This window comes from Pseudomonas sp. 37 R 15, from assembly GCF_900004865.1.
Taxonomy (GTDB): domain Bacteria; phylum Pseudomonadota; class Gammaproteobacteria; order Pseudomonadales; family Pseudomonadaceae; genus Aquipseudomonas; species Aquipseudomonas fluorescens_AM.
The window spans coordinates 313,156-338,602 of record NZ_CVTV01000020.1; the positions used below are offsets into that span (position 1 = coordinate 313,156).

Below are 25,447 nucleotides of genomic sequence, written 5' to 3' on the forward strand. Positions count from 1 at the left end.
TTCAGAGTTTGAATTTGCCGACCAGCGTCTGCAAATCCACGCTCAACCGCGTCAATTGAACACTCGCCGCCGCTGTTTCCTCGCTGGCGGCGGCGGTCTGTTCCGACACATCCCGTACCTTCAATACGCTGCGATTGATTTCCTCGGCCACCGCGCTTTGCTGCTCGGCGGCGGCGGCAATCTGCGGGTTCATTTCCTGGATGACTGACACCGTGCGGGCAATCGCCGCCAGGGCGTCGCCGGCGTCGCGGGTCAGGGTAACGCTGTTGTCGGTCAGGTTGCGGCTGCTGTCCATGATGTCGGCTACCTGCTGGGTGCCGTTATGCAGGCCGAGGATCAGCCCTTCGATTTCTTCAGCCGATTCCTGCGTGCGCTGGGCCAGGCTGCGTACTTCGTCGGCGACCACGGCGAACCCTCGCCCGGCGCTGCCCGCGCGCGCCGCTTCGATCGCGGCGTTCAGGGCCAGCAGGTTGGTCTGCTGGGACACGGACTTGATAACGTCGAGCACGCTGGCGATCTTCTGGCTTTCCTGCTGCAGGGTCAGCATCGCGCGACCGGACAATGCCATTTCACTGGCCAGGTTGCCGATCTGCTCAACGGCCTGAGCGACCACCTGCTCGCCGGCGCCGGCCTGCTGATCTGCTTCGTTGGCGGCAACGGACGCGCGTTCGGCATGGCGCGCAACTTCCTGGGCGGTGGCGAGCATTTCATTCATCGCTGTTGCCACCTGGTCGGTTTCATCTTTCTGGTTATTGAGCCCGTTACGGGTCTGTTCAGTGACGGTGGACAACTGCGTCGCGGCACCGGCGATCTGGCGGGCGCTTTCACCGATGCTGCTGATCAGGCTGCGCAGGCTGCGGGTCATTTGCCCGATGCTGTATTGCAGTTGGCCCAGTTCGTCGCGGCGCTCCACTTGGGTGTCGTGGCTCAAGTCGCCCTGGGCCACACGGTTGGCGGCGATAAGGATGTCACGCAACGGCGAGGCGATCTGCCGGGCAATCCACCACGCGGCCAGCGCTCCCAGTACCAGTGCAGCCACCGTAACGCCGATCAGCAGTGTGCGAGTCTGGTCGGCCTCGTGATTGCGCTTGGTGTTCTGGCTCTGGCTCAACAGGTTGCTCTTCTCGCGCAACTCGTTGAGCTGCTGCTCGAAGCGGTTTTGCACGGTCTCGACGTTGAGCTGGGCTTGCTTGAGCTTGACCAGTTGTGCGCGATAATTGGCCAGGTCGGTTTTGAGCAGCGCTGAGTCCACCGGCAGCGTGGTCACGGCGGCCTGTGCGCCATCCAATGCGTCCAGCGTCTGGCTGGCAGCCTCGGCATAGGCCTGCAACGAGTCGGCCGCCCAGGCGGGGTTCTGGGCGCGATCCTCAGCCTGCTCCATGGCTTGGCGCAATTGCTCGATGGCATCGAGTGCCTTTTCGTCATTCTGGTCGGGCAAGTCGCTGGCGAATTGGGCCAGGGTGTCACTGGCTTGCAGGGCGGATGTCTTCAGCGCCGGGCGTATATTCTCGCGCTGCTCGATCAAGGCGGGTAGCTGCGCCAGCGCCGTCTTGAAGTCGGCTACCAGGCGTACCGCCTCGCTATTGCGTTGCACATCGACCGGGTCTATCAGGCGGTGTGAAAGGTCTGCCAGATGCTGGTCGATTTTTTCGATCTTCTGCGCCATCTGGTCCAGGCTGGCTTTGTCCGCCAGGGTGCGGTACACGATGCGATCGGCGCGCATGGCCTCCGCATAGACGGCCAGCTCGCCCAGGCTCGTCAGGCTATCGGAGCGATAGAGGACGGCGTTCAAGGCCTGCCAGCCCGTTGCAGCAATGATGAAGCTGAGCATCAGCACTTGGCCAAAACTCAGCGCGAGCTTGAGGCGTACGCTGGCGTTCACCAGCATGCGGGTCAGCCGAGAAAACATGGCGCACCTCCGATTTCAGAAAAAGCGTTTCGCGACAGATGAACGCTAATTCGAATTGGAGTGAGGGCGGGCTGATAACTGTGTAGGAAATTTCACAAGATGCGGCAGCCGCAATCGGCCGCCGCGCAGATCGGTCAGATGCGGAAGCGCCCGACCAGGGTTTGCAAATAGATGCCCAGGCGTGCGAGCTCAGCACTGGACGCCGCCGTTTCTTCGCTGGCCGAAGAAGTTTGCTCGGAGACATCGCGCACATTCAACACGCTACGGTTGATCTCTTCGGCGACAGCGCTCTGCTGCTCGGCGGCCGTGGCAATCTGCGAATTCATCGCCTGGATGGTCGAAACGGTGCGCGTGATGCTCTCCAACGCGCTGCCGGCTCGGCGCGTCAGTTCGACACTGCTGTCGGTCAGGCCGCGACTGTTGTCCATGATGGTCGCCACCTGCTGAGTACCGTTTTGCAGGCCCACGATCAGCTCCTCGATCTCTTCGGTGGACTTCTGTGTGCGCTGGGCCAGGCTGCGCACTTCGTCGGCCACCACGGCGAAGCCGCGCCCGGCTTCACCGGCACGCGCCGCTTCAATGGCTGCGTTGAGCGCCAGCAGGTTGGTTTGCTGGGCCACGGACTTGATGACGTCAAGCACGCTGCCGATCTTGTCGCTTTCACGCTTCAGATCGCCCATGGCGATCGTCGAATTGCCGACTTCGGTGGCCAGGCGCTCGATCTGGGCGATGGCTTCACCGACCACCTTGTCGCCTTCGCGGGCCTGCAAATCGGCGGCCACGGCGGCTTCCGACGCTTCTTCGGCATTGCGCGCCACTTCCTGCACGGTGGCGGCCATTTCGTTCATGGCCGTGGCCAGCTGGTCGGTCTCGATCTTCTGGCTGTTGACCCCGGCGCTGGTCTGTTCGGTCACCGCCGACAGTTGCTCGGCGGCGCTGGCGATCTGGGTGACGCCATCGCTGATGCCACCAATCAACTCGCGCAGGCCCACGGTCATGCTTTGCATGGCGCGTTGCAGTTGGCCCAATTCGTCCTGGCGGGCGGACTCCAGGTTGTGGCTCAGGTCGCCCGAGGCCACGCGCTCGGCGACCTTGAGGGTTTGATTGAGCGGAATGATGATCTGGCGGGTGATGGCCCAGGCGGCGACGAGGCCAAACAACAGTGCCAGCAGGGTAGCCAGCAGCAACAGCTGTTTGGCTTGCGCGGCGTCGCTGTCGCGGACCACGGTTTGCGAGGCGGTGAGCTTGTTGCTGCGGTCCAGCAGAATGTCGCCTTGGGTGCTCATGATTTTCAGCGCAGCGGCGCTGGCCACCTGTGAGTCGCGGTACTGACTGACGGCGGCGCGGTAGGCTTGCAGTGAAACACCGGCCTGTTGCAGGTTGGTCGAAAATTGATCAGGTAGCTGGCCGCTGAGCGCGGCGATTTTCTTCAGGGCATTATCGATGGCATCCAGCGCGGGCTGCTCGGCCTCGACTTTACCGCTGTAGGTGTAGCCGCGAACCTGGAAACGCGCCTGCTGGATCAGCTTGCTCAGGTCGACGATGCTGTTGAACTGGCTGACGCTGTCGCCCTGGAGCAGGCTCGTTTCCACTTCACGGACTTTGAGTACCGCGTTGTCAGCTGTATCGCCGAGCTTGCTGCGCGCGTTTTCGCGATTGGCGCCCGCCTGGACCATGGCGTCGAAGGCGCGCTTGTACTGGTCGACGGCGGCGAGCTGGTCATCGATCAACGCGATGTCGGCGGGTTGTTCAATCAGAGCCCGCGCAGTTTTCAGGCCGCTTTCCAGTTGGCCCAGAAAACCATTGACTGCCGCCGGGCCCTGTTCGCCACGGCGCATTTCAAAGTCCAGGCGCGCTATGCGCAAGTCCTTGCTCAAGTCGTTGAGGCTGGCGATGTAGCCCAGTTTGTCGCCACGGCTGATCACGCCCGAAAGCCCGGCCCAGCCGGTGAGTGTGATGATTAAGGTAAGCAGCAACACCAGGCCGAAGCCGACGCCCAGCTTGGTTTTGACGCTGACATTCCCCAGCTTTTCGGCTAACCAACGATACATGCTGCAAACTCCCCTGGAACAAGGCTTGGACTTATTCCGGGTTTATCGGCATGTGTATGAGATTCTGAAGCGACGCAGTACACCTGTGGGAGGGGCTTGCCCCCGATAGCGGTGTATCAGCCACTGAATGTGCCGACTGATACTCTGTCATCGGGGGCAAGCCCCCTCCCACACTGGATCGGTGTCAGAACAAGCGGGCGAGCAGGGCGGTCACGGCGGTCTCTACGCGCAGGATGCGCGCGCCGAGTTGCACCGGCTGCAGGCCGGCCTTGGCCAGCATTTCGACTTCATAGGGAATCCAGCCACCTTCCGGCCCGATCGCCAGGGTCACCGGTTCATCCAGGCCGCGGGGGCAGGGCGGGTAATCGCCGGGGTGGCCGACCAGGCCAAGCGTGCCCGCGACCATGGCCGGCAGACGATCTTCAACGAACGGCTTGAAGCGCTTCTCGATAATGATCTCGGGCAATACCGTGTCCCGCGCCTGTTCCAGGCCGAGGATGAGCTGCTCGCGAATCGCTTCAGGCTCCAGGAATGGGGTTTGCCAGAAGCTTTTTTCCACGCGGTAGCTGTTGATCAGTACGACCTTCGGCACGCCCATGGCGGCCACCGTTTGCAGCACCCGACGCAGCATCTTCGGGCGGGGCAGGGCCAGCAGCAGGGTCAGCGGCAGTTTGCTCGGCGGCGCCTGGTCGAAGCTGACGTGCAGCTCGGCTTCCCCAGCTTCCAGGCGCAGCAGTTGGGCATTACCCATCAGCCCGCCAATGCGGCCCACACGCAGGTTGTCGCCCACCACGGCGCGGTGGACCTCCTGCATATGCACCAGGCGCCGGTCACGCAGCACCACCCGGTCGGCCGCGATAAAGTCGGCGTCTTCCAGCAGCAGCAGGTTCACGGCTGGGTCGCTGGCGGCTGGTCGTCGTCGGCAGTCTGGTCGTCCGGGTGTTCGCCACGCTTGCTGATCAAGCCGCTGAACAGGATGCCGATCTCGAACAGCATCCACATCGGCACAGCCAGCAACGTCTGGGAGAAGATATCCGGCGGGGTAAGGATCATGCCGACCACGAAGCAGCCGATGATCACATAGGGGCGGATCTTCTTCAGGTAAGCCACGTTGACCACACCGATCCACACCAGCAACACCACCGCCACCGGAATTTCGAAGGCTACGCCGAAGGCGAAGAACAGCGTCATCACGAAGTCGAGGTAGCTGGTGATGTCGGTCATCATTTCCACGCCGGCCGGGGTGGCGGCGGCGAAGAATTTGAAGATCAGCGGAAACACCAGGAAGTAGGCGAAGGCCATGCCGGTATAGAAAAGCAGAATGCTCGACACCAGCAACGGCACGGCGATGCGCTTCTCATGCTTGTACAGCCCCGGCGCGATGAAGCCCCAGATCTGATGCAGGATGACCGGGATCGCCAGGAACAGCGAGACCATCATGGTCAGCTTCAACGGCGTCAGGAACGGCGACGACACGTCGGTGGCGATCATCGTCGCGCCGGCCGGCAAGTACTGGCGCAGCGGCGTGGAGACGAAGGTATAGATCTGCTGGGTGAAGGCAAACAGCCCGGCAAAGATGATGAAGATGGCCGCTACGCAACGCAGCAGGCGGGTACGCAGCTCGGTGAGGTGCGAGACCAGCGGCATGTGCTGGTCGTTTTCCGGTTTATCAGCGCTCATGGGGCTCGCGGCGGCAATGTAGGGTCATGGGGCGCGGGCGACGCAACGGGCGTCGGCGCAGGCTCGGTTGGCGCGGTCGGTGCCGGGGGGGCAGCTTCAGGCGCAGGCGCGATACTGTTCTGGGCCACAGGTTCCACCGGTTTGGCGGGCTCCTGCACGGGCGACAGAATCTTGCGCGTTTCCTGCTCCAACGACAGGATGTGTTCGTTGTGCAGTTGCCGGCGGATCTCGTCGGCACCGATTTCCCGCTCAACTTCCTGTTTGATCGCGTTGAAGCTGCGTTTCAGGCGCCCGATCCACAGGCCGGCCGTGCGTGCCGCGCCGGGCAGGCGTTCGGGCCCCAATACCAGCAGGGCCACGAGGCCGACGAGCAGCAGTTCAGAGAAGCTGATACCAAACATTAGTCAGTGCTCACGAGTCTTTGCGGGTCGGCTCTTCGACTTTTTCAGCCTGCACGTCGAAGGTACGACGCTCGGTGATCGGCTGGGCGGCCTGCGGGTGCACAGGCTGGGCCGGTGGAACCGGGGTTGCAGTCGGTTCGGCCGGCTTTTCGTCGTCGTTCATGGCTTTACGAAAGCCCTTGATCGACTCGCCGACATCGGTACCCAGGTTCTTGAGTTTCTTGGTGCCGAACACCAGTACCACGACCACCAGAATGACGATCCAGTGTTTCCAGTCAAAAATACCCATGCTGCAAATCCTCGATAAAAGTTATTCAGGTGGACGGGCGTGCGGCCTTCTCGGCGTGCCCCGACAGACCGAAGCGACGGTCCAGTTCATCCAGCACGGCCTGTGGATGCTGCCCCAGTTGGGCGAGCATGATCAGGCTATGGAACCACAAGTCGGCGGTCTCATAGATGACATCGCTGCAATCGCCGCTGATCTGCGCATCCTTGGCGGCAATGATCGTCTCGATGGATTCTTCGCCGAGTTTTTCCAGGATCTTGTTCAAACCCTTGTGATACAGGCTGGCGACATAGGAGCTGTCGGCATCCGCGCTCTTGCGCTCTTCCAGCACCTGGGCCACGCGGTTGAGGGTATCGCTCATGTTCAGTGTCCTGCCGAATAAATGGCGTGCGGGTCTTTGAGCACCGGTTCCACCACCTTCCATTCGCCGTTCTCGAACACGCGATAGAAGCAACTGTGACGGCCGGTGTGGCAGGCGATGCCGCCGATCTGTTCGACCTTGAGGATCACCACGTCGCCATCGCAATCCAGGCGCAGCTCATGCAACGTCTGCACATGCCCGGACTCTTCGCCCTTGCGCCACAGTTTGCCACGCGAACGTGACCAGTAGATGGCGCGCTGCTCAGCGGCGGTCAGGCTCAGGGCCTCGCGGTTCATCCAGGCCATCATCAGCACGCGCCCGGTCTTGTAGTCCTGGGCAATGGCCGGCACCAGGCCGTCACTGTCCCACTTGATCTCGTCCAGCCAGTCTTTCATGTTCGGCTCCGGCAATTTGCGACAGTGTATAACCGGATGGGTTATCGACGCACGATCAGATAAACGCCCACGGCGACCATGATTCCGGCCGGCCAGTGGCCCAGTTGATTCAAGGGTCCGCCTATCGCCAGCATGACCCCACCCACCAGGTGTGCGGCGCCGAGCAGGCGCAGGAACCAGTCGTCCTTGCGCTTGCGCCATGGCGGCTCGGGGTCCCTGGCATGAGGCTGGGACATGCGCTCGAGCAAGTCGCGGGTCATATTGGCCAGGTGCGGCAGCTGTTCCATCTGGCTGTGCAGGTTGCCCAGCATGGTCTTCGGGCTCATCCGCTCACGCATCCAACGCTCCAGGAACGGTTGCGCGGTGTTCCACAGATCGAGGTCCGGGTACAGCTGGCGGCCCAGGCCTTCGATGTTGAGCAGGGTTTTTTGCAGCAGCACCAACTGCGGCTGCACTTCCATATTGAAGCGCCGCGCGGTCTGGAACAGGCGCATCAGCACCTGACCGAAGGAAATATCTTTTAATGGTTTTTCAAAGATAGGCTCGCACACGGTGCGGATCGCCGCTTCGAATTCATTCAGCTTGGTTTCCGCCGGCACCCAGCCCGAATCAATGTGCAACTGCGCCACGCGGCGATAATCACGCTTGAAAAAGGCGAACAGGTTACGCGCCAGGTAGTCCTGGTCTTCCGGCGTGAGGCTGCCGACGATGCCGCAGTCGATGGCAATGTACTGCGGGCTCCACGGGTTGACGGTGCTGACGAAGATGTTGCCCGGGTGCATGTCGGCGTGGAAGAAACTGTCGCGGAACACCTGGGTGAAGAAAATCTCCACGCCGCGCTCGGCGAGCATCTTCATGTCGGTGCGCTGGTCGGCCAGGGTCGCGAGGTCGGTGACTTGCACGCCGTAGATGCGCTCCATCACCAGCACTTTGGGGCGGCACCAGTCCCAGTACACTTGCGGCACGTACAGCAGCTGCGAGCCTTCGAAGTTGCGGCGCAGCTGGCTGGCGTTGGCGGCTTCGCGCAGCAGATCGAGTTCGTCGTAGATGGTTTTTTCGTAGTCGGCCACCACATCCACCGGATGCAGCAGGCGCGCATCGGCAGAGAAGCGCTCGGCGGCGCGGGCCAGGATGAACAGCCACGCCAGGTCCTGGCCGATGATCGGCTTGAGGCCCGGGCGGATGACTTTCACCACCACTTCTTCACCGCTCTTGAGCTGCGCGGCATGCACCTGCGCGACCGAGGCCGACGCCAGCGGCTCGACATCGAAGCGGCTGAACACCTCGCTGATCTTCCTGCCCAATTGCTCTTCGATCAGCTTCATCGACAACTGCGAATCGAACGGCGGCACGCGGTCCTGCAGCAGCATCAGCTCATCGGCGATGTCTTCGGGCAGCAGGTCGCGGCGCGTCGATAAGATCTGCCCGAACTTGATGAAGATCGGCCCCAGGTCCTGCAACGCCAGGCGCAGGCAGGCACCTCGGCTCAGTTCCAGTTTTCTGCGCGGCAACCAGCGCCACGGCAGCACATAGCGCACCGCGAGCAGGAACCATGGCAGGGGCAGGGCAAACAGCAGGTCATCGAGGCGGTAGCGGATTACGACGCGCTGGATACGAAACAAACGGCGGACGGCGAGCAGCTTCATGCGTTATCGCTTGGATCAAGGGAACGGCTCAAGCGCTCGAAGCGGGCCTCGAGGCGTTCCAGGTCGATTTTGGCCTTGTCGAGCTCACGAAAGCGCGCTTGCGCTTCCCGTTGCCCGACCAGGGTGCGCGATTCTTCGCTCAGGTATTCGGCGAGGTTCTGGTTGAGGCTGGCGAACCCTTGCTGATACCAGCGCGAACGGCTGCGCAGGTGCCCGCTGAGCAGCTGAGTGGCGACGGGGCCGATCCAGCGCGAGAGTTCGTATTCCCAGTCCAGCTCCAGGTCCTGCAGCACGGCGGCCAGGTCCATCAGCACCGCGCTGTCGCCTTCCAGCGCCACTTCGGGGCTGTGCAGGATAGCGGTCTTGTTGCGGCTCAGCGCCAGGTGCAACAGGCTTGCGGCGGGTGCACGCAGGGTGCAGTCGGCCTCGGCGGCCCATTGCGTCGCGAGCAGCAGGCCCTCATCGCTGGGCAGGATAAACAGCTGCAAGGCGGGGTTGCGGCAATCGACGGCGATGACTTTGCCGGTCAGGTGCGCAAGCCGCGCCAGGGCGGTGCTGTCCAGGCGCAAGACACGGTTGAGGCCGTGCTCGACGCTTGCGATAAGGCCTGCGAGCAACATCAGGGCTTGATGCCGCGGTGCAGGGCAACGATGCCCGAGGTCATGTTGTGGTAGGTCACGCGGTCGAAACCGGCTTCCACCATCATGGACTTCAGGGTTTCCTGGTCGGGGTGCATGCGGATCGATTCGGCCAGGTAGCGGTAGCTCTCGGCATCGTTGGTGATCAGCTTGCCCATCAACGGCATGAAGGCGAAAGAATAGGTGTCGTATACCTTGGACATCAGTGCGTTGGTGGGCTTTGAGAATTCCAGCACCAGCAGGCGGCCACCCGGCTTGAGCACGCGCAGCATCGAGCGGATTGCGTCTTCCTTGTGGGTGACATTGCGCAGGCCGAAGGCGATGGTCACGCAATCGAAGTGGTTGTCCGGGAACGGCAGTTTTTCCGCGTCGGCCTGGACGAATTCGATGTTGCCGGCCACGCCCTTGTCGAGCAGGCGGTCGCGACCGACCTTGAGCATCGAGCCGTTGATATCGGCCAGTACCACTTGGCCGGTAGGCCCTACCAACTTGGAAAACTTGGCCGCCAGGTCGCCCGTGCCGCCAGCGATGTCCAGCACGCGATTGCCGGTGCGTACGCCCGACAGTTCGATGGTGAAACGCTTCCACAGGCGGTGCATGCCACCGGAGAGCACGTCGTTCATCAAGTCGTACTTGGCGGCTACGGAGTGGAACACCTCAGCGACTTTTTCCGCTTTCTGGCTTTCCGGGACGTTCTTGAAGCCGAAGTGAGTGGTGGGTTCGGCATCGCTGCCTTTGCGCTGATCAGTCATATCGCTGTCACCAAAAGAGAATGCGGGACATGATAATCCCCGGGGCCTGCTTTGTCTTGGCAAGGCTGAAGGTAAGATAGGTGCTTATCGAGACCTTTTGCCGCATGGAAGGTTTCCAAGCCCTTATAGAAAGGAGTCATTGCAATGGCGCGTATCACCGTTGAGCGTGAGCATTCCCTGGGTAAAGCAGCCGCACGGGCAAAGGCCGAGACGCTGGCGCAGAAACTCAAGGATAAATATGGCGTGGAGTCGTCGTGGTCCGGCGATACCCTGAACCTCAAGCGGTCGGGCGTTAAAGGCACCGTTCAGGTCTTTGATGATGCATTGCGTATCGATGTTGAACTGGGCCTGTTGATGTCGGCCATGAGCGGTACCCTCAAGTCCGAAATCGAAAAAGCCCTGGATAAAGCGCTGGCCTGATTCGACGCTCTTAGGGTGCCGATTCTAATTTTTCCCCCTACGTTGTGCCCAAGCCCCCAAATCCGGCGGGCGGTTCCTCCACCCGGTTCTATGTGAGGTGCACCATGGCCAACGTTATTTTGCAGAAAAAAATCGACAGTCAGACCACTGCCCTGAGTGAGGTCAAACGCTATGCCCGCAGGATCTGGCTGGCGGGTCTTGGTGCCTACGCCAAGGTCGGCAGCGAGGGTGGCGATTACTTCAATGAGCTGGTTAAGAGCGGTCAACATATTGAAAGTAAAAGCAAAAAAGTTGCCATTGAACAACTTGATGCCGCTAACAGTCAGATTGATCAAGTAAAGAGTAACGTCTCGAGTGTCAGCCGCCGGGTTGAAGTTCAACTGGATAAAGTTGAAAAAGCGTTTGACTCGCGTGTTGCAAGTGCCTTGAATCGAATCGGCATTGCGTCTAAACATGACGTGGAGACACTCTCTGCTAAGCTCGAAGAGCTGACGGCATTGCTCGAACGTGTCGCGCGTAAACACTAAGGAGACATCGGGATGGCTGTTAAAAAAACTACTCAGAAAGAAGGCAGCTCGTGGGTCGGGGAAGTTGAAAAATATTCCCGAAAGATCTGGCTTGCTGGTTTAGGCGTGTACTCGAAGGTGAGCAGTGACGGCGGCAAGTACTTCGAGACGCTGGTCAAGGACGGCGAGAAGGCCGAGAAGCTGACCAAGAGCACTGTGGGAAAAAAAGTGGATGCGGCCAAGGCGAGCGCAGGCTCGGCCAAGTCGAGCATTTCCGACACCTGGAACAAGTTGGAAGAAACCTTCGACAAACGCCTCAACAGTGCCATTTCGCGACTGGGCGTGCCGAGCAAGGCGGAACTGAAAACGCTGCACAGCAAGGTCGATACCCTGACCAGGCAAATCGAAAAACTCACAGGCGCCAAAGTGGCGCCGGCCAAGACTGCTGCAGCCAAGCCTGCGGCAAAACCGGCCGCCAAACCTGCGGCTAAAACCGCAGCAGCAAAACCCGCCGCGAAAACGGCGGCCAAGCCTGTGGTTAAAGCGGCCGCCAAACCGGCGGCAAAACCTGCGGCCAAGGCGCCCGCCAAAGCTGCTACAAAATCCGCCGCCAAGCCAGCAGCCAACACCGCTGCCGCCAAACCGGCCACCAAGCCAGTGGCCGCTAAAGCCGCCGCAAAACCTGCGGCTAAACCGGCTGCCAAACCCGCCGCTGCGAAATCAGCAGCCAAGCCTGCGGCTAAACCTGCAGCGGCCAAAAAGCCCGCGGTAGCGAAAAAGCCAGCAGCGCCAAAGCCTGCTGCGTCGGCCAAGCCAGCCACGGCGGCAGCACCGGCCGCTTCGACAGCCAATTCGGTGTCCGCACCGTCGCACACGGCCGCGACCTCGACTGCAACGCCGGTCACTCCGACGCCATCCAGTCAGTCCTGATTTTTACAGGACACAAAAGCGCCCGGCCTGCGAAGGTCGGGCGTTTTTTATGGAAATCCTGAAAACGCTGCATTTCCAGTGTGGGAGCGGGCTTGTCCGCTCCCACACTTCAATCCAGGTCATCCAGATATTTCAGTGCAAACCTCTCGGTTGCCTGCCGTGCCGGCATCAGTAGATGCGGCGCCACCAGCATCATGACCTGGTACACCACCACCCGCACCTCACCCTTGCGATCCAGGATTCGCTGGTAATCCAGGGAAAACAGCAGCGTCATGGTGATCTGCTCCACCAGTTGCCCCAGCGCCTGGGTATCACTGACCAGTTGCCCCGCCGCCTTCAACCGCGCCAACAATGAAGCCAGGGTACGCTTGAGCGCGGTGAGCAGGTTGCGAATCCCCTTGGCCAGCTTCGGCAGACGCCCGGCCAGGTTGGACAGGTCCTGGAACAGAAACCGGTAGTGGGCCATGCGCTCGACGATCAGGTGCAGGAACAGCCAATAATCCTCGGCTTCCAGTTGTGCATCGGCAGGAGGATCGAGCAGCGGTGCCAATTCGCATTGAAAGCGTTCGAACAGCCCCAGCACCAACGGCTCCTTGCCATGAAAGTGATAGTAGAGGTTGCCGGGGCTGATTCCCATTTCATTGGCCACCTCCATGGTCGACACATTCGGCTCGCCCTTGTGGTTGAACAACTGCAGGGCACATTCAAGGATACGGTCGCGGGTCTTCATCCAGCCTTCTTAGTGTGGTTCTTGAGCTCAGCGCACGCGCACGTAGGTGCCTGGCGCCGCTTCCATCGGTGGGTAATTCTGGTTGCCCAGGGCGGTGAGGGTTTCGCGTTGCACGCCCGAGCGTTGCTGGACCCACTCCAGCCACTGCGGCCACCAACTGCCTTCGACGTGGCTGGCGTCGTAGTACCAGGCACGCGGGTCGCCGCTCAGCTTGGGGTTCTCGACGTAATTGGCCTTCGGGTTGCCGGGCGGGTTGAGGATGCTCTGGATATGCCCGCTGTTGGACAGTACGAAGCGCCGCTCGCCGCCCAGCAACTGGGTGGATCGATACACCGCGTCCCACGGCGTGATGTGGTCGTTGATGCCGGCCACGCTGAAGCTGTCGACCGTGACCTTCTGCAAGTCGATGGGGGTGCCGCACACCTCCAGGCCTCCGGGATGGCTCAGCGGGTTGTGCTTGAAGAAATCCAACAGGTCGCCGTGCAGCGCGGCGGGCAGGCGCGTGTTGTCGTTATTCCAGTACAGGATGTCGAAGGCGGGCGGTTCCTTGCCCAGCAGGTAGTTGTTGACCCAGTAGTTCCAGATCAGGTCATTGGGGCGCATCCAGGCGAACACCCTGGCCATGTCGCGACCGTCCAGCACACCTTGTTGGTAAGAGCGGCGCTTGGCGGCTTCAAGGGTCTGTTCATCGGCGAACAACGTGGCCGGGCCGTCGATCTGGCTGTCGAGCAAGCTCACCAGGTAACTGGCGCTGGCGATGCGCCGTAACTGGCGCTTGGCTTGCAGATGGCCTTGCAGCGCGGCGATGGTCAGGCCGCCGGCGCAGGCGCCCATCAGGTTGACCTCGCGCGCGCCAGTGATCGCCCGGCAGGCATTGAGGGCTTCCTCCAGGGCTGCAACGTAAGTGGACAGGCCCCATTCGCGATGTCGCACATCCGGGTTGCGCCAACTGACCATGAAGGTTTGCAGGCCGTTCTTGAGCGCGTATTGCACAAAGCTGTTAGCCGGGCTGAGGTCGAAAATGTAGTACTTGTTGATTTGCGGCGGCACCACCAGCAAGGGCTTGGCGTATTGTTTTTCGCTCATGGGCTTGTATTGGATCAGCTCCAGCAGCTCATTGCGAAACACCACTGAGCCCGCAGTGGTGGCAACGGTCTTGCCCACTTCGAAGGCATGCTTGCTGACCTGGCGCGGCAGGCCATTGTTGTGCAGCAGGTCTTCGAACAAATGGCTCGCGCCGCGCACCACGCTGTTGCCGCCGGAGTTGAGCAACTCCTTGATTGCCAGCGGGTTGAGCAGCGTGTTGGATGGAGATACGGCGTCGTTGAACAGGGCGAACGCGAACTGTGCGCGTGCCCGGTCGTCCGCGCTGAGGGTGCTGTCATCAATCCAGTTGCGCGTCTGTTTTTGCCAGCTCAAGTACGCTTGCAGGCTGCGCCGGTACAGCGGGTTGAGTGTCCAGGTGGGGTCGGTGAAGCGGTTGTCGTTGGGGTTGGGCTCGTGCACCGTGTCCCCCAGCAACACGCGGCCCAATTGGCCGCCCAGGGCCAGGGCGTGGCGTGCGGTGTGCACCGGGTTGCGCAGGCCGTGGGCTGCCACGGTACGCAGGGTCGACAGCAGGTCTCGGCCGCGCAGGCCGGTGATCGCGTTTTGCGCGTTGATGAACGCAGCGGGGGTGGGCGCCGGGTTTGTCACGGGTCTGTCTCGCATGAGCCAACACTCCTTCGTCAAGCCATCAAGAGGCACGCCAATTCAGAACCATAGTCGGTTCCTGGCAAGTTGCGCGGCGGTGTGGTCCTTCACACCGCCGGTCGCGGATGTATCACGGCGCGCAGGCGCTCCTCTTCGAGAAACTTCATGATGATCGGCGCCACGGCTTCGGCCCGGGTGATCAGGAATAAATGGCCATCATCGATGATATGCAGCTGCGCATTGGGGATGCGCCAGGCGAGCATGCGCATGTTGATCAGCGGAATCAGCGGGTCGTCGTCCCCGGCCAGGACCAGGGTCGGCTGGCGGATCTTGTGCAGCCAGTGGATGCTGGTCCAGCCCAGCCCTGCGAACAGCTGCCAGTAATAGCCCAGCTTGCCGGCCGAGCGCACTTTGCTGGCATGTTCGGCGGCCAGCTTGGCGTCGCGGCGGAACGAACCGCCGTAAATCATCGGCGCAATGCGCACCACGTGGGACGGTTGGATATAGCGTCTGGGGCTGGCCATCAGCCACAACACTTTTGGCTTGCCCGGCACCATCACCGCGCCCGCCGCCGTGGCCGCCAGGATCAATTTTTTGCAGCGTTCGGGGTAGTCATAGGCAAACTGCTGCGCCAGCGCGCCGCCCCAGGACACCCCCACCGCATTCACCTGGCCGTAATCCAGGTAATCGAGCATGCGCGCCGTCAGCTTGGCCAGGCCGGGGAAGCGATAGGGCCGGTTGGGCGTGGAGGAGCCGCCCACCCCTGGAACATCGAAGGCGATCACTTCCAGGTCCGGGTCCAGGGCCTGGACGAACGGAAACACCAGCTCCAGGTTGGCGCCGATGCCGTTGAAGATCAGCAGCGGCGTCAAGTGCGGCTTGCCCGGTCGTACCGCCGTGCGGATGGCTTGGCCATCCAGGTCGATGGTGCGGAAGATGAACGGTTGCGGCATGCTCAAGCCCTGTGAAGTACTACAGCCGGAGTGAGGTCAGTGTGGGAGGGGGCTTGCCCCTGATGGCGGTTTATCAGGAGGTACATCTTTGGCTGATCCACTGCTATCGGGGGCAAGCCCCCTCCCACATTGACCGCATTTCAATTTAGCGTTCGTGTACATAGGTGCCCGGTGCCGCTTCGGCCGCAGCGTAGGTTTTATTACCTAATGTTGTCGGGGCTTTTTTCAACTTGCCTGCCCGCTCCGCCTGCCATGCCTGCCAGTGCAGCCACCACGAGTCGGTGTGCTTGGTTGCGTTTTCCTGCCATTGCAGTGCTGTGCCCGCCAGGCCCTCACTGGTCTGGTAACGCGACTTGGGGTTGCCCGGCGGGTTGAGGATGCTCTGGATATGCCCGCTGCTGGACAGCACGAACTCCACCTTGCCGCCAAACAATTGTGCGGACTTGTAACAGGACTGCCAGGGCGTGATGTGGTCGTTGGTGCCGGCCAGTGAATAGATATCGGCCGTGACCTGTTTGAGATCAATGGGCGTGCCGCACACTTCCAGGGCATTGGCGCGCACCAGCGGGTTGTTCTTGAACAGCTCGATCAGGTCGCCATGGAAGGCGGCCGGCAGGCGCGTGGTGTCGTTGTTCCAGAACAGGATATCGAACACCGGCGGCTCGTTGCCCAGCAGGTAGTTGTTGACCCAGTAATTCCAGATCAGGTCGTTGGGCCGCATCCACGCAAACACCTTGGCCATGTCACGGCCTTCCAGTACACCGGCCTGATAGGAATGGCGCTTCGCCGCTTCGAGCGTCTGTTCATCGACGAACAGCGCCACCTGGGTGTCCAGCGTGGTGTCCAGCACGCTCACCAGCAGGGTCAGGGCGTTGACTTTTTTCTCCCCCAGCGCCGCGTAGTGGCCCAGCAGCGCGGTGCAGGTGATGCCGCCGGAGCAGGCGCCCAGCATGTTCACGTCCTTGCTGCCGGTAATGGCCGTGATCACATCGACGGCTTCCTTGAGCGCTTCGATATAGGTCGACAGGCCCCACTCGCGCTGGGCCTTGGTCGGGTTGCGCCAGCTGACGATAAAGGTCTGCTGCCCATTGCGCAGGCAGAAGCGCGCCAGGCTCTTGTCCGGGCTCAGGTCGAATACATAGAATTTATTGATCTGCGGCGGCACCACCAGCAGCGGTCGCTCGTGCACCTGCTCGGTGATGGGCTTGTACTGGATCAGCTCCAGCACATCATTGCGAAATACCACGGCGCCTTCGGTGGTGCCCAGGCTCTTGCCCACTTCAAAGGCGCCCATGTTGACCTGGCTGGGCATGCCGCCGTTGTGCACCATGTCCTTGGCCAGGTGGGAAAGGCCATCGAGCAGGCTTTTGCCGCCGGTTTCAAAGAAGCGTTTGACGGCCGCCGGGTTGGCTGCGCTATTGGTGGGCGCCATGGCTTCAGTCATCAGGTTGATCACGAAGTGGCCGCGACTGATGTCCTGTTCCGAGAGATTGCTGTCGCCGATCCAGTCGTGCAGTTCCTTGCGCCACGCCAGATAAGTCTGCAGATAACGTTTGTAGAGTGGGTTCTGGCTCCAGGCCGGGTCATGGAAGCGACGGTCATCGCTTTCCGGCACCAGCGCCGATTTGCCGAACATGACGTTCTTGAGCTCCACCCCGAAATGGGCCACGTGTTTGACGCTGTGTAACGGTTGCTTGATGGCTTGGGTCAGCACCATCTTCGCCGAGGCCAATAAGTCCTTTTTGCGTAACGCGATGATCGGGTTCAACCCCAGGGTGTTTTCCGAGGCCTGCCGTTTCAAGTCATCGTTATTCTTGTTACTCATCTACGACGCTCCATTGTCCGAAAGACGAGTACCGGCGATTGCTGCGCACCCATTTCGATACACGACACCAGCCTGGTACTGCGCTCGGGTGACCGTTGATACCGCATCGTCAAATGCAGGGAACTTGCCAGCTCCATTGGTTACCCGAGTTTAATTTTTTTCGCAAGCGGGCCAATCGTTGACCACGAGACAAGGCATTCAAGCAGATGGAATTAGAAAATGCCCTCTAAAGAGCAAGAAGCCTGGACTAGAGCATCAGCCGCACGACCGACTGACTCGGATCGCGGGTTTTTCCGGCAGCTTTCAGCTCGGCCAGGTAATCGGCCCACAGCGCGTCCTGACGCACGGCCAGTTGATAAAGGTAATCCCAGGTGAACAATCCGCTGTCATGGCCGTCGTCGAAGGTCAATTTCAGTGCGTACTGGCCGGCCGGTTCCAGCTTGATCAACCTGACGTTGAGCTTGCCGAATTGCAGGATAGGTTTGCCGTGACCCTGGACCTCGGCGGAAGGCGAGTGCACGCGCAGGAATTCGGCGGGCAGTTGGTAGGCTTCGTCCGGGCCGTAGGTGAGGCCCAGGGTGTTGGAGATTTTGTGCAAATTAACAGCGGTGGGGGATTTTGACATGGGGGACACCTTGGGCTGCAAGCTACAAGCTGCAAGTTGAGTGTATTCAGCTTGCGGCTTGTAGCTTACAGCTTGCGGCTTACAGAATGTACCGCGACAAGTCTTCGTTCTGCGCCAATTCGCCCAGGTGGCTGTTGACGTAATTCGCGTCGATCTTGATCGCTTCGCCATTCTGCGCACCGGCCATGTCGCCGGCACTGAAGGACACCTCTTCGAGCAGGCGCTCAAGCAAGGTGTGCAGACGACGCGCACCGATGTTCTCGGTCTTCTCGTTGACCTGCCAGGCAATTTCCGCCAGGCGCTTGATCCCGTCCGGCTGGAACTCGATGCCCAGGCCTTCGGTTTTCAGCAATTCACGGTACTGTTCGGTCAGTGAGGCATGCGGCTCGCTGAGAATGCGCTCGAAATCGCCCGGGGTCAGCGCCTTGAGTTCCACGCGGATCGGCAGGCGGCCTTGCAGCTCAGGTACCAGGTCGCTTGGCTTGCTCAGATGGAAGGCACCGGAAGCGATAAACAGGATATGGTCGGTCTTGACCATGCCCAGCTTGGTGTTGACCGTGCAGCCTTCGATCAGCGGCAGCAGGTCACGCTGGACGCCCTCGCGGGACACATCGACGCCGCCGGAGTTGCCGCGCTTGGCCACTTTGTCGATCTCATCGATAAACACGATGCCGTGCTGCTCGACCGCTTCCAGGGCCTTGGCCTTGAGTTCTTCCTCATTGACCAGGCGTCCGGCTTCTTCGTCGCGCACCAGCTTCAGGGCTTCCTTCACCTTGAGCTTGCGGCTTTTCTTCTTGCCCTTGCCCATGTTGGCGAACAGGTTCTGCAACTGGCTGGTCATTTCTTCCATGCCAGGCGGCGCGGAAATATCCACGCCCGACACTTCGGCCACTTCGATCTCGATTTCCTTGTCGTCCAACTGGCCTTCACGCAGGCGCTTGCGGAACAGCTGGCGGGTGTTGGAATCCGAGGCCGGTGCGGCGTCTTCGTTGAAGCCCATGCGCGCCGGTGGCAACAGCGCATCGAGGATGCGCTCTTCGGCGGCATCTTCGGCGCGGTGGCTGACCTTGGTCACTTCCTGTTCGCGCAGCATCTTCAAGGCGGCGTCAGCCAGGTCGCGGATGATCGACTCGACGTCGCGGCCCACATAGCCGACTTCGGTGAATTTGGTCGCTTCCACCTTGATGAATGGAGCATTGGCCAACTTGGCCAGGCGCCGGGCGATTTCGGTTTTACCGACGCCGGTCGGGCCGATCATCAGGATGTTCTTGGGCGTGACTTCAACGCGCAGTTCTTCGGGCAGTTGCATCCGGCGCCAGCGGTTACGCAGCGCAATGGCGACGGCGCGCTTTGCATCGTCCTGGCCGATGATATGGCGATTGAGTTCATGGACGATTTCGCGGGGGGTCATGGACATAGTGTCTGGCGGCCTCAAGCGGGAATAAGCCTGGGGCTTATTCGGCGAGGTCCTGCTCCTCAATGGTCTGGTTGTGGTTGGTGAACACGCAGATATCGCCGGCGATACCCAGGGCGGTCTCGACGATTTCACGCGCCGACAGGTCGGTTTTCTTCAGCAGCGCACTGGCCGCCGCTTGGGCGTAGCCACCGCCGGAACCCATGGCGATCAGGCCATGTTCGGGCTCAACCACGTCGCCGTTGCCGGTGATGATCAGGGACGCGTCTTTGTTCGCGACGGCGAGCATCGCTTCCAGGCGGCTGAGGGAGCGGTCGGTGCGCCATTCCTTGGCAAGCTCTACGGCGGCGCGTACCAGGTGGCCCTGGTGTTTCTCAAGCTGGCCTTCGAAACGTTCGAAGAGGGTGAAGGCGTCGGCGGTAGCGCCGGCGAACCCGGCAAGCACCTGGCCGTGGTACAGGCGACGCACTTTCTTGGCGTTGCCTTTCATCACGGTATTGCCCAGGGAAACCTGGCCGTCGCCGCCCATGACGACTTTGCCGTGGCGACGTACTGAAACGATGGTGGTCAAGGGGAGAGTCTCCACGCAGCGGGGCGAAAATGCCCTGATGGAAACTGATATGGGGGTGGTGGAGGGGATTTCAACCGTAGGACGGCAGCGCGGACGAGTGGTGTTTATGGCTCCGACACCTATTCAAGAACACCGCAAAACCAAATGTGGGAGGGGGCTTGCCCCCGATAGCGGTGTACCAGTCGCTGAATATATGGACTGGTCTACCGTCATCGGGGGCAAGCCCCCTCCCACATTTTAATTGCGGTTGAGCCGAGATCAGCGGCTCTGGCGCTGTTGTAACAGCAGGTTGCTAAAGCCTGCCCCGGCCAACTGTTTCTGCGCCACGGTCAGCTGTTCGCGGTTGCTGAACGGGCCTACCAGCACGCGATACCAGGTCGCTTCCTTCACGGTGCCGGATTCCACCGTCACCGACTGGCCCAACAGAATGATCTGCGCGCGTACACGGTCCGCGTCCGCCTGTTTGGGGAACGAGCCCGCCTGCAGGAAGAACTTGGTCACCGGCGCTGCTTTGGTCTCTGCCACTGGAGGCGCTGGCGGTGGGGTAATGCCGGCCAATGCTGCCTGGGCGCGCGCGGTGTCGATCTTCGCCGCTTCCGCTGGCGTTACAGGTGTGGTCGGCACTTGCGGCGTCGGCAGGGTTTTCTCCGGCACGGCGTCGGGCGGCACGATCACTTCCGATTCCGGCAGCAGCGTGTAGAAATCGTACTTCGGTTTCACCGGAACCGTCGGGCTCGGCGCAGTCTTGTTGGCCTCGGCGATTTTCGTGGCTTTCTGCTGCTCCTGTTTGACGCGCTTGACGTCATCGCCCTGGCCGGGCTCCAGCTTCATCAGGAATACAACGAATGCGCCGACCGTGAGGCCGATCGCCATCCACAGCCACCCCGGAATCGGCTGCTTGGCCGGGGCCTGGTAGCGGCTGGCGCCGCGCTTGGGTGCAGGTTTTTTCTTGGCTGCCAACTTACATGCGCTCCAGAGTTTCCAGGCCCAACAGCTCCAGGCCTTGCTTTAGGGTCCGTCCAGCCAGTGCGGCAAGGCGCAGGCGACTTTGCTTCTGGGCTTCATCGTCGGCGCTGAGGATCGGGCAGTTCTCGTAGAAGCTGGAGAACAGGCCGGCCACTTCGTACAGGTAGGTGCAGAGGATATGCGGCGTGCCTTTCTCGCCGACGCTGTTGAGCACCTCGCCGAACTGCGCGAGCTTGGCGGCCAGGTCCTGTTCGTGGGGTGCGTCCAGCACGATCCGGCCTTCGACTTCGCTGAAGTCCTTGCCCAGTTTGCGGAACACGCCGGCCACACGGGTGTAGGCGTACAGCAGGTATGGGGCGGTGTTGCCTTCGAAGTTGAGCATCAGGTCGAAGTTGAAGCTGTAGTCGCTGGTGCGATGCTTGGACAGGTCGGCGTATTTCACCGCGCCAATGCCTACCACGCGGGCGATATTGCGCAGGTCGGCCTCAGCCAGTTCCGGGTTCTTTTCCTTGACCAGGCTGTAGGCGCGCTCCTGGGCTTCGGTCAGCAGGTCGACCAGCTTCACCGTGCCGCCATCGCGGGTCTTGAACGGACGGCCATCGGCGCCGTTCATGGTGCCGAAGCCCATGTGCTCCATATGCATCGGATGGGTGACGAAGCCGGCACGGCGCGCCACTTCGAACACTTGCTGGAAGTGCAGGGCCTGGCGCTGGTCGACGAAATACAGCGCGCGATCGGCCTTGAGCACGCCGCTGCGGTAGCGCACGGCGGCCAGGTCGGTGGTGGCGTAGAGGTAACCGCCATCGGCCTTGACGATGATCACCGGCAGCGGCTCGCCATCGGCGGTCTTGAATTCCTCAAGGAACACGCACTGCGCACCGTTGCTCTCGACCAGCAGGCCCGCGGCCTTGAGGTCGTTGACCACATTGATCAGGTCGTCGTTGTAGGCGCTTTCGCCCATCACGTCGGCCATGGTCAGCTTGACGTTGAGCAGCTCGTAGATTTCCTGGCAGTGGGACAGGGAAATATCGCGGAAACGCCCCCACAGCTCCAGGCATTCCTTATCGCCCGCTTGCAGCTTGACCACCAGGCTGCGCGCACGGTCGGCAAATTCTTCGGATTCGTCAAAGCGCTTCTTGGCCGCGCGGTAGAAGTTTTCCAGGTCGGCCAGCTCGTTGCTGGTGATCGGGTTTTCCTGCAGGTAGGCCATCAGCATGCCGAACTGGGTGCCCCAGTCGCCCACGTGGTTCTGACGGATGACGGTGTCGCCGAGAAATTCCAGGACCCGCGCCACGCCGTCGCCGATGATGGTCGAGCGCAGGTGGCCGACGTGCATCTCCTTGGCGAGGTTTGGCGCCGACAGGTCGATGACCACGCGCTGGCTGTCACCAGCCTTGCGTGCACCGATGTGCGCGTCGGCCAGGGCGGCATCCAGGCGCGCGGCCAGGGCCTGGGTGTTCTGGAAGAAGTTGATAAAGCCGGGGCCGGCGATTTCGGCTTTGGTGACACTGGCGTCAGCCGGCAGCGCGGCGATGATTTTTTCCGCCAGGTCGCGTGGCTTCATGCCCGCAGGCTTGGACAGCATCATCGCGATGTTGCTGGCGAAGTCGCCGTGGGTCTTGTCGCGGGTGTTCTCCACCTGGATCGCCGGCGACAGGCCTTCAGGCAACACACCTTCGTTGACGAGTTGGGTGAGGGCTTGTTGGATCAGCTGGCGAATGGTGTCTTTCATGGTGTTCTCTTTCGACCGCAAGCGGCGGCGCGCGATGCGCAGGTGGAAAAACTGGGCATTATCCGTGGCGAGGGCGGGCTTGCCAACCGTTCAAGAGGGTTGGTAGACCTGCGGGCCTCATCGCGGCATGGGTATCTACACAATTTTGGTGCGACACCGCAGCTGTGGCGAGGGCGCTTGCTCTTGTGACGGCCGCACGGCCAACGCTTATCTATCTGATGCTCCGAGGTTCAAATGTGGGAGGGGGCTTGCCCCCGATGGCGGCCTCTGGGCCGACCAGGATGCTGGATTGGAACGAGTACATATCCGTTTCTGCGGTAACGGCCGCCATCGGTTCCGCCCTTACGGCGGCTCACTTTTGAAAGCGCAAAAGTAAGCAAAACGCTCTTGCCCCACCACTCGGCACCTCGCCTAGGCTCGGTGTGCCCTCTCTCCGGCTTGAATCCGTGGGCCGCCGCAATGGGCCATCCATGGCCCAGTGCGGCTAACCCGGCGTCCTGCCGGGTTACCCACGGATTCAAGCCTGCGTTCGGCCAGCGTGGTTTAACGGGGCGCCTGAGATCAAAAGCAGATCAAGATCAAGATCAAGGGCGACTCGCTTCGCATCGTGGTTACCGATTCGTGTTGCATCGTGGTTACGGTTGAGCGCTACAGCGTTTTGTAGATACCTATGCTCATCGCGGGCTCGCCCACTCCCACATTTACGGTGTTTATATTTCAAAATGTGTGAGCTGGCTGGCTATCAATACAAATCGACCGGGTCTACATCCAGTGACCATCGCACCTGCCGGCCGCTGGGCATTTGCTCCAGGGCCAGCAACCAGCTGCTCAATAGCCGATGCAGCGGCGCGCGGGACGTTGCCTGCAAGAGTAGCTGAGCGCGATACCGTCCGGCGCGGCGTTCCATGGGCGCGGGCACCGGGCCGAGCAATTCGATGCCGCTCAGCCCCAGCTCTACCCGTAAACGTTCAGCGGCGCTGCAGGCTTCGTCCAGAAAGCTCTCGGCCTGGCCCGGTTTATGTGCCTCGGCGCGCAGCAACGCCAGGTGCGCAAACGGCGGCAGCCCGGCGGCGCGGCGCTCGCTCAACGCCTGTTCGGCGAAGGCAAAGTAACCTTGCTCGGTCAGTTGAATCAGCAGCGGGTGGTCGGCCAGGTGCGTCTGGATAATCACCCGGCCCGGCTCTTCAGCGCGCCCTGCGCGGCCGGCGACCTGCACGATCAGCTGCGCCATGCGCTCGCTGGCGCGAAAGTCGCCGGAGAATAAACCACCGTCGGCATCCAGGATCGACACCAGGGTCACCCGTGGGAAGTGATGCCCTTTGGCAAGCATCTGCGTGCCGACCAGGATGCACGGCTGGCCTTTCTGGATGGTGGCGAACAATTGGTTCATCGCGTCTTTGCGCGACGTACTGTCGCGGTCCACCCGCAGCACCGGGTAATCCGGGAACAGAATGCCCAGGCGCTCTTCGGCGCGCTCGGTGCCCGCACCGACCGGGCGCAGGTCGACCTTGCCGCATTGTGGGCAGTGGCGGGGCACGGGCTCCACATGGCCGCAGTGGTGGCAGCGCAGTTCGCCGTAGCGCTGATGCACGGTCATGCGCGCATCGCAGCGCTCGCATTCGGACATCCAGCCACAGTCGTGGCACAGCAGCGTCGGCGCAAAACCGCGGCGGTTGAGGAATACCAGGACTTGCTGGCCGGCGGCGAGGGTCTGACCGATGGCTTGCTGCATCGGGCCGGAAATACCGCTGTCCAGCGGTCGGCTTTTTACATCCAGGCGCAGGAAACGCGGTTGCTTGGCGCCACCTGCACGCTCATTCAGGCGTAGCAGGCCATAACGACCGGTGTAGGCGTTATGCAGGCTTTCCAGCGATGGCGTGGCCGAACCGAGCACAATCGGGATGTCTTCCTGGCGCGCGCGCACCAGGGCCAGGTCGCGGGCGTGGTAGCGCAGGCCTTCCTGTTGTTTATACGAGCCGTCGTGCTCTTCGTCGACGATGATCAGGCCCGGATTTTTCATTGGGGTGAACAGCGCCGAGCGCGTGCCGATAATAATGTCGGCTTCGCCATCCCGCGCCGCCAGCCATGACTCCAGGCGCTCACGGTCGTTGACCGCCGAGTGCACCAGGGCGATGCGGGCGTTGAAACGCTGTTCGAAACGCGCCAGGGTTTGCGGGCCGAGGTTGATCTCGGGGATCAGCACCAGCGCCTGTTTGCCGGCTTGCAAGGTTTCGCGGATCAACTGCAAATACACTTCGGTCTTGCCGCTGCCGGTGACGCCGGCCAGCAGGAACGCGTGGAAACTGTCGAACCCGGCGCGGATCGCTTCATAGGCGGCGCGTTGTTCGGGGTTCAGCGGCAGCTCCGGCTGGGCCAGCCAGTGTTCATGGCGCGGGTCGGGGGCGTGCTTGCGGATTTCCACCTGCACCAGGCCTTTGGCGAGCAACAGGTCGAGGCTGTCCTTGCTCAGCATCAGCTTGCTCAACAGCTGATGGGCGACGCCATGGGGGTGCTGCGCCAGGGTGGCCAGGGCTTCACGCTGGCGCGGCGCGCGGGCGATGCGCGGGTCGTCCAGGCGCGCGCCGGGCACCATCGACCAGAAACGTTCCTGGCGCGCTTCGGCCAGTTCGCCCTGGCGCAGCAGCACCGGCAGCGCCCAGCTCAAGGTATCGCCCAGGCTGTGCTGGTAATACTGCGCGGTCCACAGGCACAGCTTGAACAGCGCGGGCGGCAGCGGTGCGGTGGCGTCGAGGAGGGCGATGGCCGGCTTGAGCTTTTCGGCGGGCACTTCGCTGTGGTCGGTGACTTCCACCAGGATGCCGATCATCTCCCTGCGCCCGAACGGCACGCGCACGCGCATGCCGGGCTCCAACTGCGCACGCGGCACACCCGCCGGCGCCCGGTAATCGAACAGGCGGCGCAGGGGCGAGGGCAGGGCGAGGCGCAAAATGGCGTCGGGCACGC

At 61.7% G+C, this 25,447-nt stretch carries 24 protein-coding genes and 1 pseudogene; 3 read left to right on the forward strand and 22 right to left on the reverse strand.

Features of this window, described 5'->3' with window-relative positions; all coding sequences use genetic code 11:
* Position 1 precedes the first annotated feature (1 nt).
* The 12 genes and pseudogenes from BFQ04_RS06640 to ubiE form a co-directional block, all read right to left on the reverse strand.
* Positions 2 to 1,909: a methyl-accepting chemotaxis protein gene (locus tag BFQ04_RS06640; RefSeq protein WP_065950113.1), complete on the reverse strand. Its 1,908-nt coding sequence runs from the start codon at positions 1,907 to 1,909 to the stop codon at positions 2 to 4.
* Between the two features lie 134 nt (positions 1,910 to 2,043).
* Positions 2,044 to 2,916 (reverse strand): methyl-accepting chemotaxis protein, encoded by an 873-nt coding sequence (locus BFQ04_RS30310; RefSeq protein WP_371914488.1) that lies wholly within the window; start codon positions 2,914 to 2,916, stop codon positions 2,044 to 2,046.
* Positions 2,902 to 3,960 (reverse strand): annotated as a pseudogene (locus BFQ04_RS30315) (methyl-accepting chemotaxis protein); the annotation flags it as partial. The gene BFQ04_RS30310 and the pseudogene BFQ04_RS30315, both read right to left, overlap by 15 nt.
* Positions 3,961 to 4,144: 184 nt before the next feature.
* Positions 4,145 to 4,852, reverse strand: coding sequence for a 16S rRNA (uracil(1498)-N(3))-methyltransferase (locus tag BFQ04_RS06650; RefSeq protein WP_065950115.1), 708 nt, complete (start codon positions 4,850 to 4,852; stop codon positions 4,145 to 4,147).
* Complete coding sequence (gene tatC / locus BFQ04_RS06655) at positions 4,849 to 5,640, reverse strand: twin-arginine translocase subunit TatC (RefSeq protein WP_065885722.1); 792 nt, start codon at positions 5,638 to 5,640, stop codon at positions 4,849 to 4,851. The genes BFQ04_RS06650 and tatC overlap by 4 nt, the downstream gene beginning before the upstream one ends.
* Positions 5,637 to 6,041 carry a Sec-independent protein translocase protein TatB gene (gene tatB / locus BFQ04_RS06660; RefSeq protein ID WP_065950116.1) on the reverse strand — a complete coding sequence of 135 codons (405 nt, stop codon included), beginning with the start codon at positions 6,039 to 6,041 and terminating at the stop codon, positions 5,637 to 5,639. Before tatB ends, tatC begins: the two co-directional genes overlap by 4 nt.
* 10 nt (positions 6,042 to 6,051) lie before the next feature.
* Positions 6,052 to 6,330 (reverse strand): twin-arginine translocase TatA/TatE family subunit, encoded by a 279-nt coding sequence (locus BFQ04_RS06665; RefSeq protein ID WP_065950117.1) that lies wholly within the window; start codon positions 6,328 to 6,330, stop codon positions 6,052 to 6,054.
* Between the two features lie 25 nt (positions 6,331 to 6,355).
* Complete coding sequence (locus BFQ04_RS06670) at positions 6,356 to 6,688, reverse strand: phosphoribosyl-ATP diphosphatase (protein WP_065950118.1); 333 nt, start codon at positions 6,686 to 6,688, stop codon at positions 6,356 to 6,358.
* Between the two features lie 2 nt (positions 6,689 to 6,690).
* Complete coding sequence (hisI, locus tag BFQ04_RS06675; protein ID WP_057008528.1) at positions 6,691 to 7,083, reverse strand: phosphoribosyl-AMP cyclohydrolase; 393 nt, start codon at positions 7,081 to 7,083, stop codon at positions 6,691 to 6,693.
* 41 nt (positions 7,084 to 7,124) lie between these two features.
* Positions 7,125 to 8,729, reverse strand: coding sequence for a ubiquinone biosynthesis regulatory protein kinase UbiB (ubiB, locus tag BFQ04_RS06680; RefSeq protein ID WP_065950119.1), 1,605 nt, complete (start codon positions 8,727 to 8,729; stop codon positions 7,125 to 7,127).
* Positions 8,726 to 9,349 carry a ubiquinone biosynthesis accessory factor UbiJ gene (locus BFQ04_RS06685; RefSeq protein ID WP_065950120.1) on the reverse strand — a complete coding sequence of 208 codons (624 nt, stop codon included), beginning with the start codon at positions 9,347 to 9,349 and terminating at the stop codon, positions 8,726 to 8,728. Before BFQ04_RS06685 ends, ubiB begins: the two co-directional genes overlap by 4 nt.
* Positions 9,349 to 10,119 (reverse strand): bifunctional demethylmenaquinone methyltransferase/2-methoxy-6-polyprenyl-1,4-benzoquinol methylase UbiE, encoded by a 771-nt coding sequence (gene ubiE / locus BFQ04_RS06690; protein ID WP_003171186.1) that lies wholly within the window; start codon positions 10,117 to 10,119, stop codon positions 9,349 to 9,351. Before ubiE ends, BFQ04_RS06685 begins: the two co-directional genes overlap by 1 nt.
* Before the next feature lie 144 nt (positions 10,120 to 10,263).
* On the opposite strand from ubiE, the gene BFQ04_RS06695 reads away from it, so the two are divergent.
* From BFQ04_RS06695 to BFQ04_RS06705, 3 genes are all read left to right on the forward strand, one after another.
* Entirely contained in the window at positions 10,264 to 10,539 is a 276-nt protein-coding gene (locus BFQ04_RS06695) for a polyhydroxyalkanoic acid system family protein (protein WP_065950121.1), read from the forward strand.
* Between the two features lie 104 nt (positions 10,540 to 10,643).
* A complete protein-coding gene (locus tag BFQ04_RS06700) occupies positions 10,644 to 11,066 on the forward strand; it encodes a phasin family protein (RefSeq protein WP_065950122.1) in 423 nt (140 codons plus the stop codon).
* A 12-nt stretch (positions 11,067 to 11,078) separates the two neighbouring features.
* Positions 11,079 to 11,975 carry a phasin family protein gene (locus BFQ04_RS06705; RefSeq protein ID WP_065950123.1) on the forward strand — a complete coding sequence of 299 codons (897 nt, stop codon included), beginning with the start codon at positions 11,079 to 11,081 and terminating at the stop codon, positions 11,973 to 11,975.
* A 109-nt stretch (positions 11,976 to 12,084) separates the two neighbouring features.
* Here the strand turns inward: BFQ04_RS06705 and BFQ04_RS06710 are convergent, their stop codons facing one another.
* The 10 genes from BFQ04_RS06710 to BFQ04_RS06755 all read right to left on the reverse strand — a co-directional run bounded on the left by BFQ04_RS06710 (position 12,085) and on the right by BFQ04_RS06755 (position 25,445).
* On the reverse strand, positions 12,085 to 12,705 hold the full coding sequence (locus BFQ04_RS06710) for a TetR/AcrR family transcriptional regulator (RefSeq protein WP_065950124.1): 621 nt from the start codon (positions 12,703 to 12,705) through the stop codon (positions 12,085 to 12,087).
* 27 nt (positions 12,706 to 12,732) lie between these two features.
* A complete protein-coding gene (gene phaC / locus BFQ04_RS06715) occupies positions 12,733 to 14,415 on the reverse strand; it encodes a class II poly(R)-hydroxyalkanoic acid synthase (protein WP_065950125.1) in 1,683 nt (560 codons plus the stop codon).
* Between the two features lie 89 nt (positions 14,416 to 14,504).
* Positions 14,505 to 15,350: a poly(3-hydroxyalkanoate) depolymerase gene (phaZ, locus tag BFQ04_RS06720; RefSeq protein ID WP_065950126.1), complete on the reverse strand. Its 846-nt coding sequence runs from the start codon at positions 15,348 to 15,350 to the stop codon at positions 14,505 to 14,507.
* Positions 15,351 to 15,495: 145 nt separating this feature from the next.
* Positions 15,496 to 17,175 (reverse strand): class II poly(R)-hydroxyalkanoic acid synthase, encoded by a 1,680-nt coding sequence (gene phaC, locus BFQ04_RS06725; protein ID WP_065950127.1) that lies wholly within the window; start codon positions 17,173 to 17,175, stop codon positions 15,496 to 15,498.
* 247 nt (positions 17,176 to 17,422) lie between these two features.
* Positions 17,423 to 17,800, reverse strand: a complete 378-nt coding sequence (locus tag BFQ04_RS06730) for a gamma-butyrobetaine hydroxylase-like domain-containing protein (protein WP_065950128.1) — start codon at positions 17,798 to 17,800, stop codon at positions 17,423 to 17,425.
* Positions 17,801 to 17,879: 79 nt separating this feature from the next.
* Positions 17,880 to 19,217 (reverse strand): ATP-dependent protease ATPase subunit HslU, encoded by a 1,338-nt coding sequence (gene hslU, locus BFQ04_RS06735; protein WP_065950129.1) that lies wholly within the window; start codon positions 19,215 to 19,217, stop codon positions 17,880 to 17,882.
* 37 nt (positions 19,218 to 19,254) lie between these two features.
* Positions 19,255 to 19,785: an ATP-dependent protease subunit HslV gene (gene hslV / locus BFQ04_RS06740; RefSeq protein ID WP_003171209.1), complete on the reverse strand. Its 531-nt coding sequence runs from the start codon at positions 19,783 to 19,785 to the stop codon at positions 19,255 to 19,257.
* 258 nt (positions 19,786 to 20,043) lie between these two features.
* Positions 20,044 to 20,745, reverse strand: coding sequence for an SPOR domain-containing protein (locus BFQ04_RS06745; RefSeq protein WP_065885706.1), 702 nt, complete (start codon positions 20,743 to 20,745; stop codon positions 20,044 to 20,046).
* Position 20,746: 1 nt separating this feature from the next.
* Complete coding sequence (gene argS / locus BFQ04_RS06750) at positions 20,747 to 22,483, reverse strand: arginine--tRNA ligase (protein WP_065950130.1); 1,737 nt, start codon at positions 22,481 to 22,483, stop codon at positions 20,747 to 20,749.
* Positions 22,484 to 23,225: 742 nt separating this feature from the next.
* Complete coding sequence (locus BFQ04_RS06755) at positions 23,226 to 25,445, reverse strand: primosomal protein N' (protein WP_065950131.1); 2,220 nt, start codon at positions 25,443 to 25,445, stop codon at positions 23,226 to 23,228.
* Positions 25,446 to 25,447: the final 2 nt, after the last annotated feature.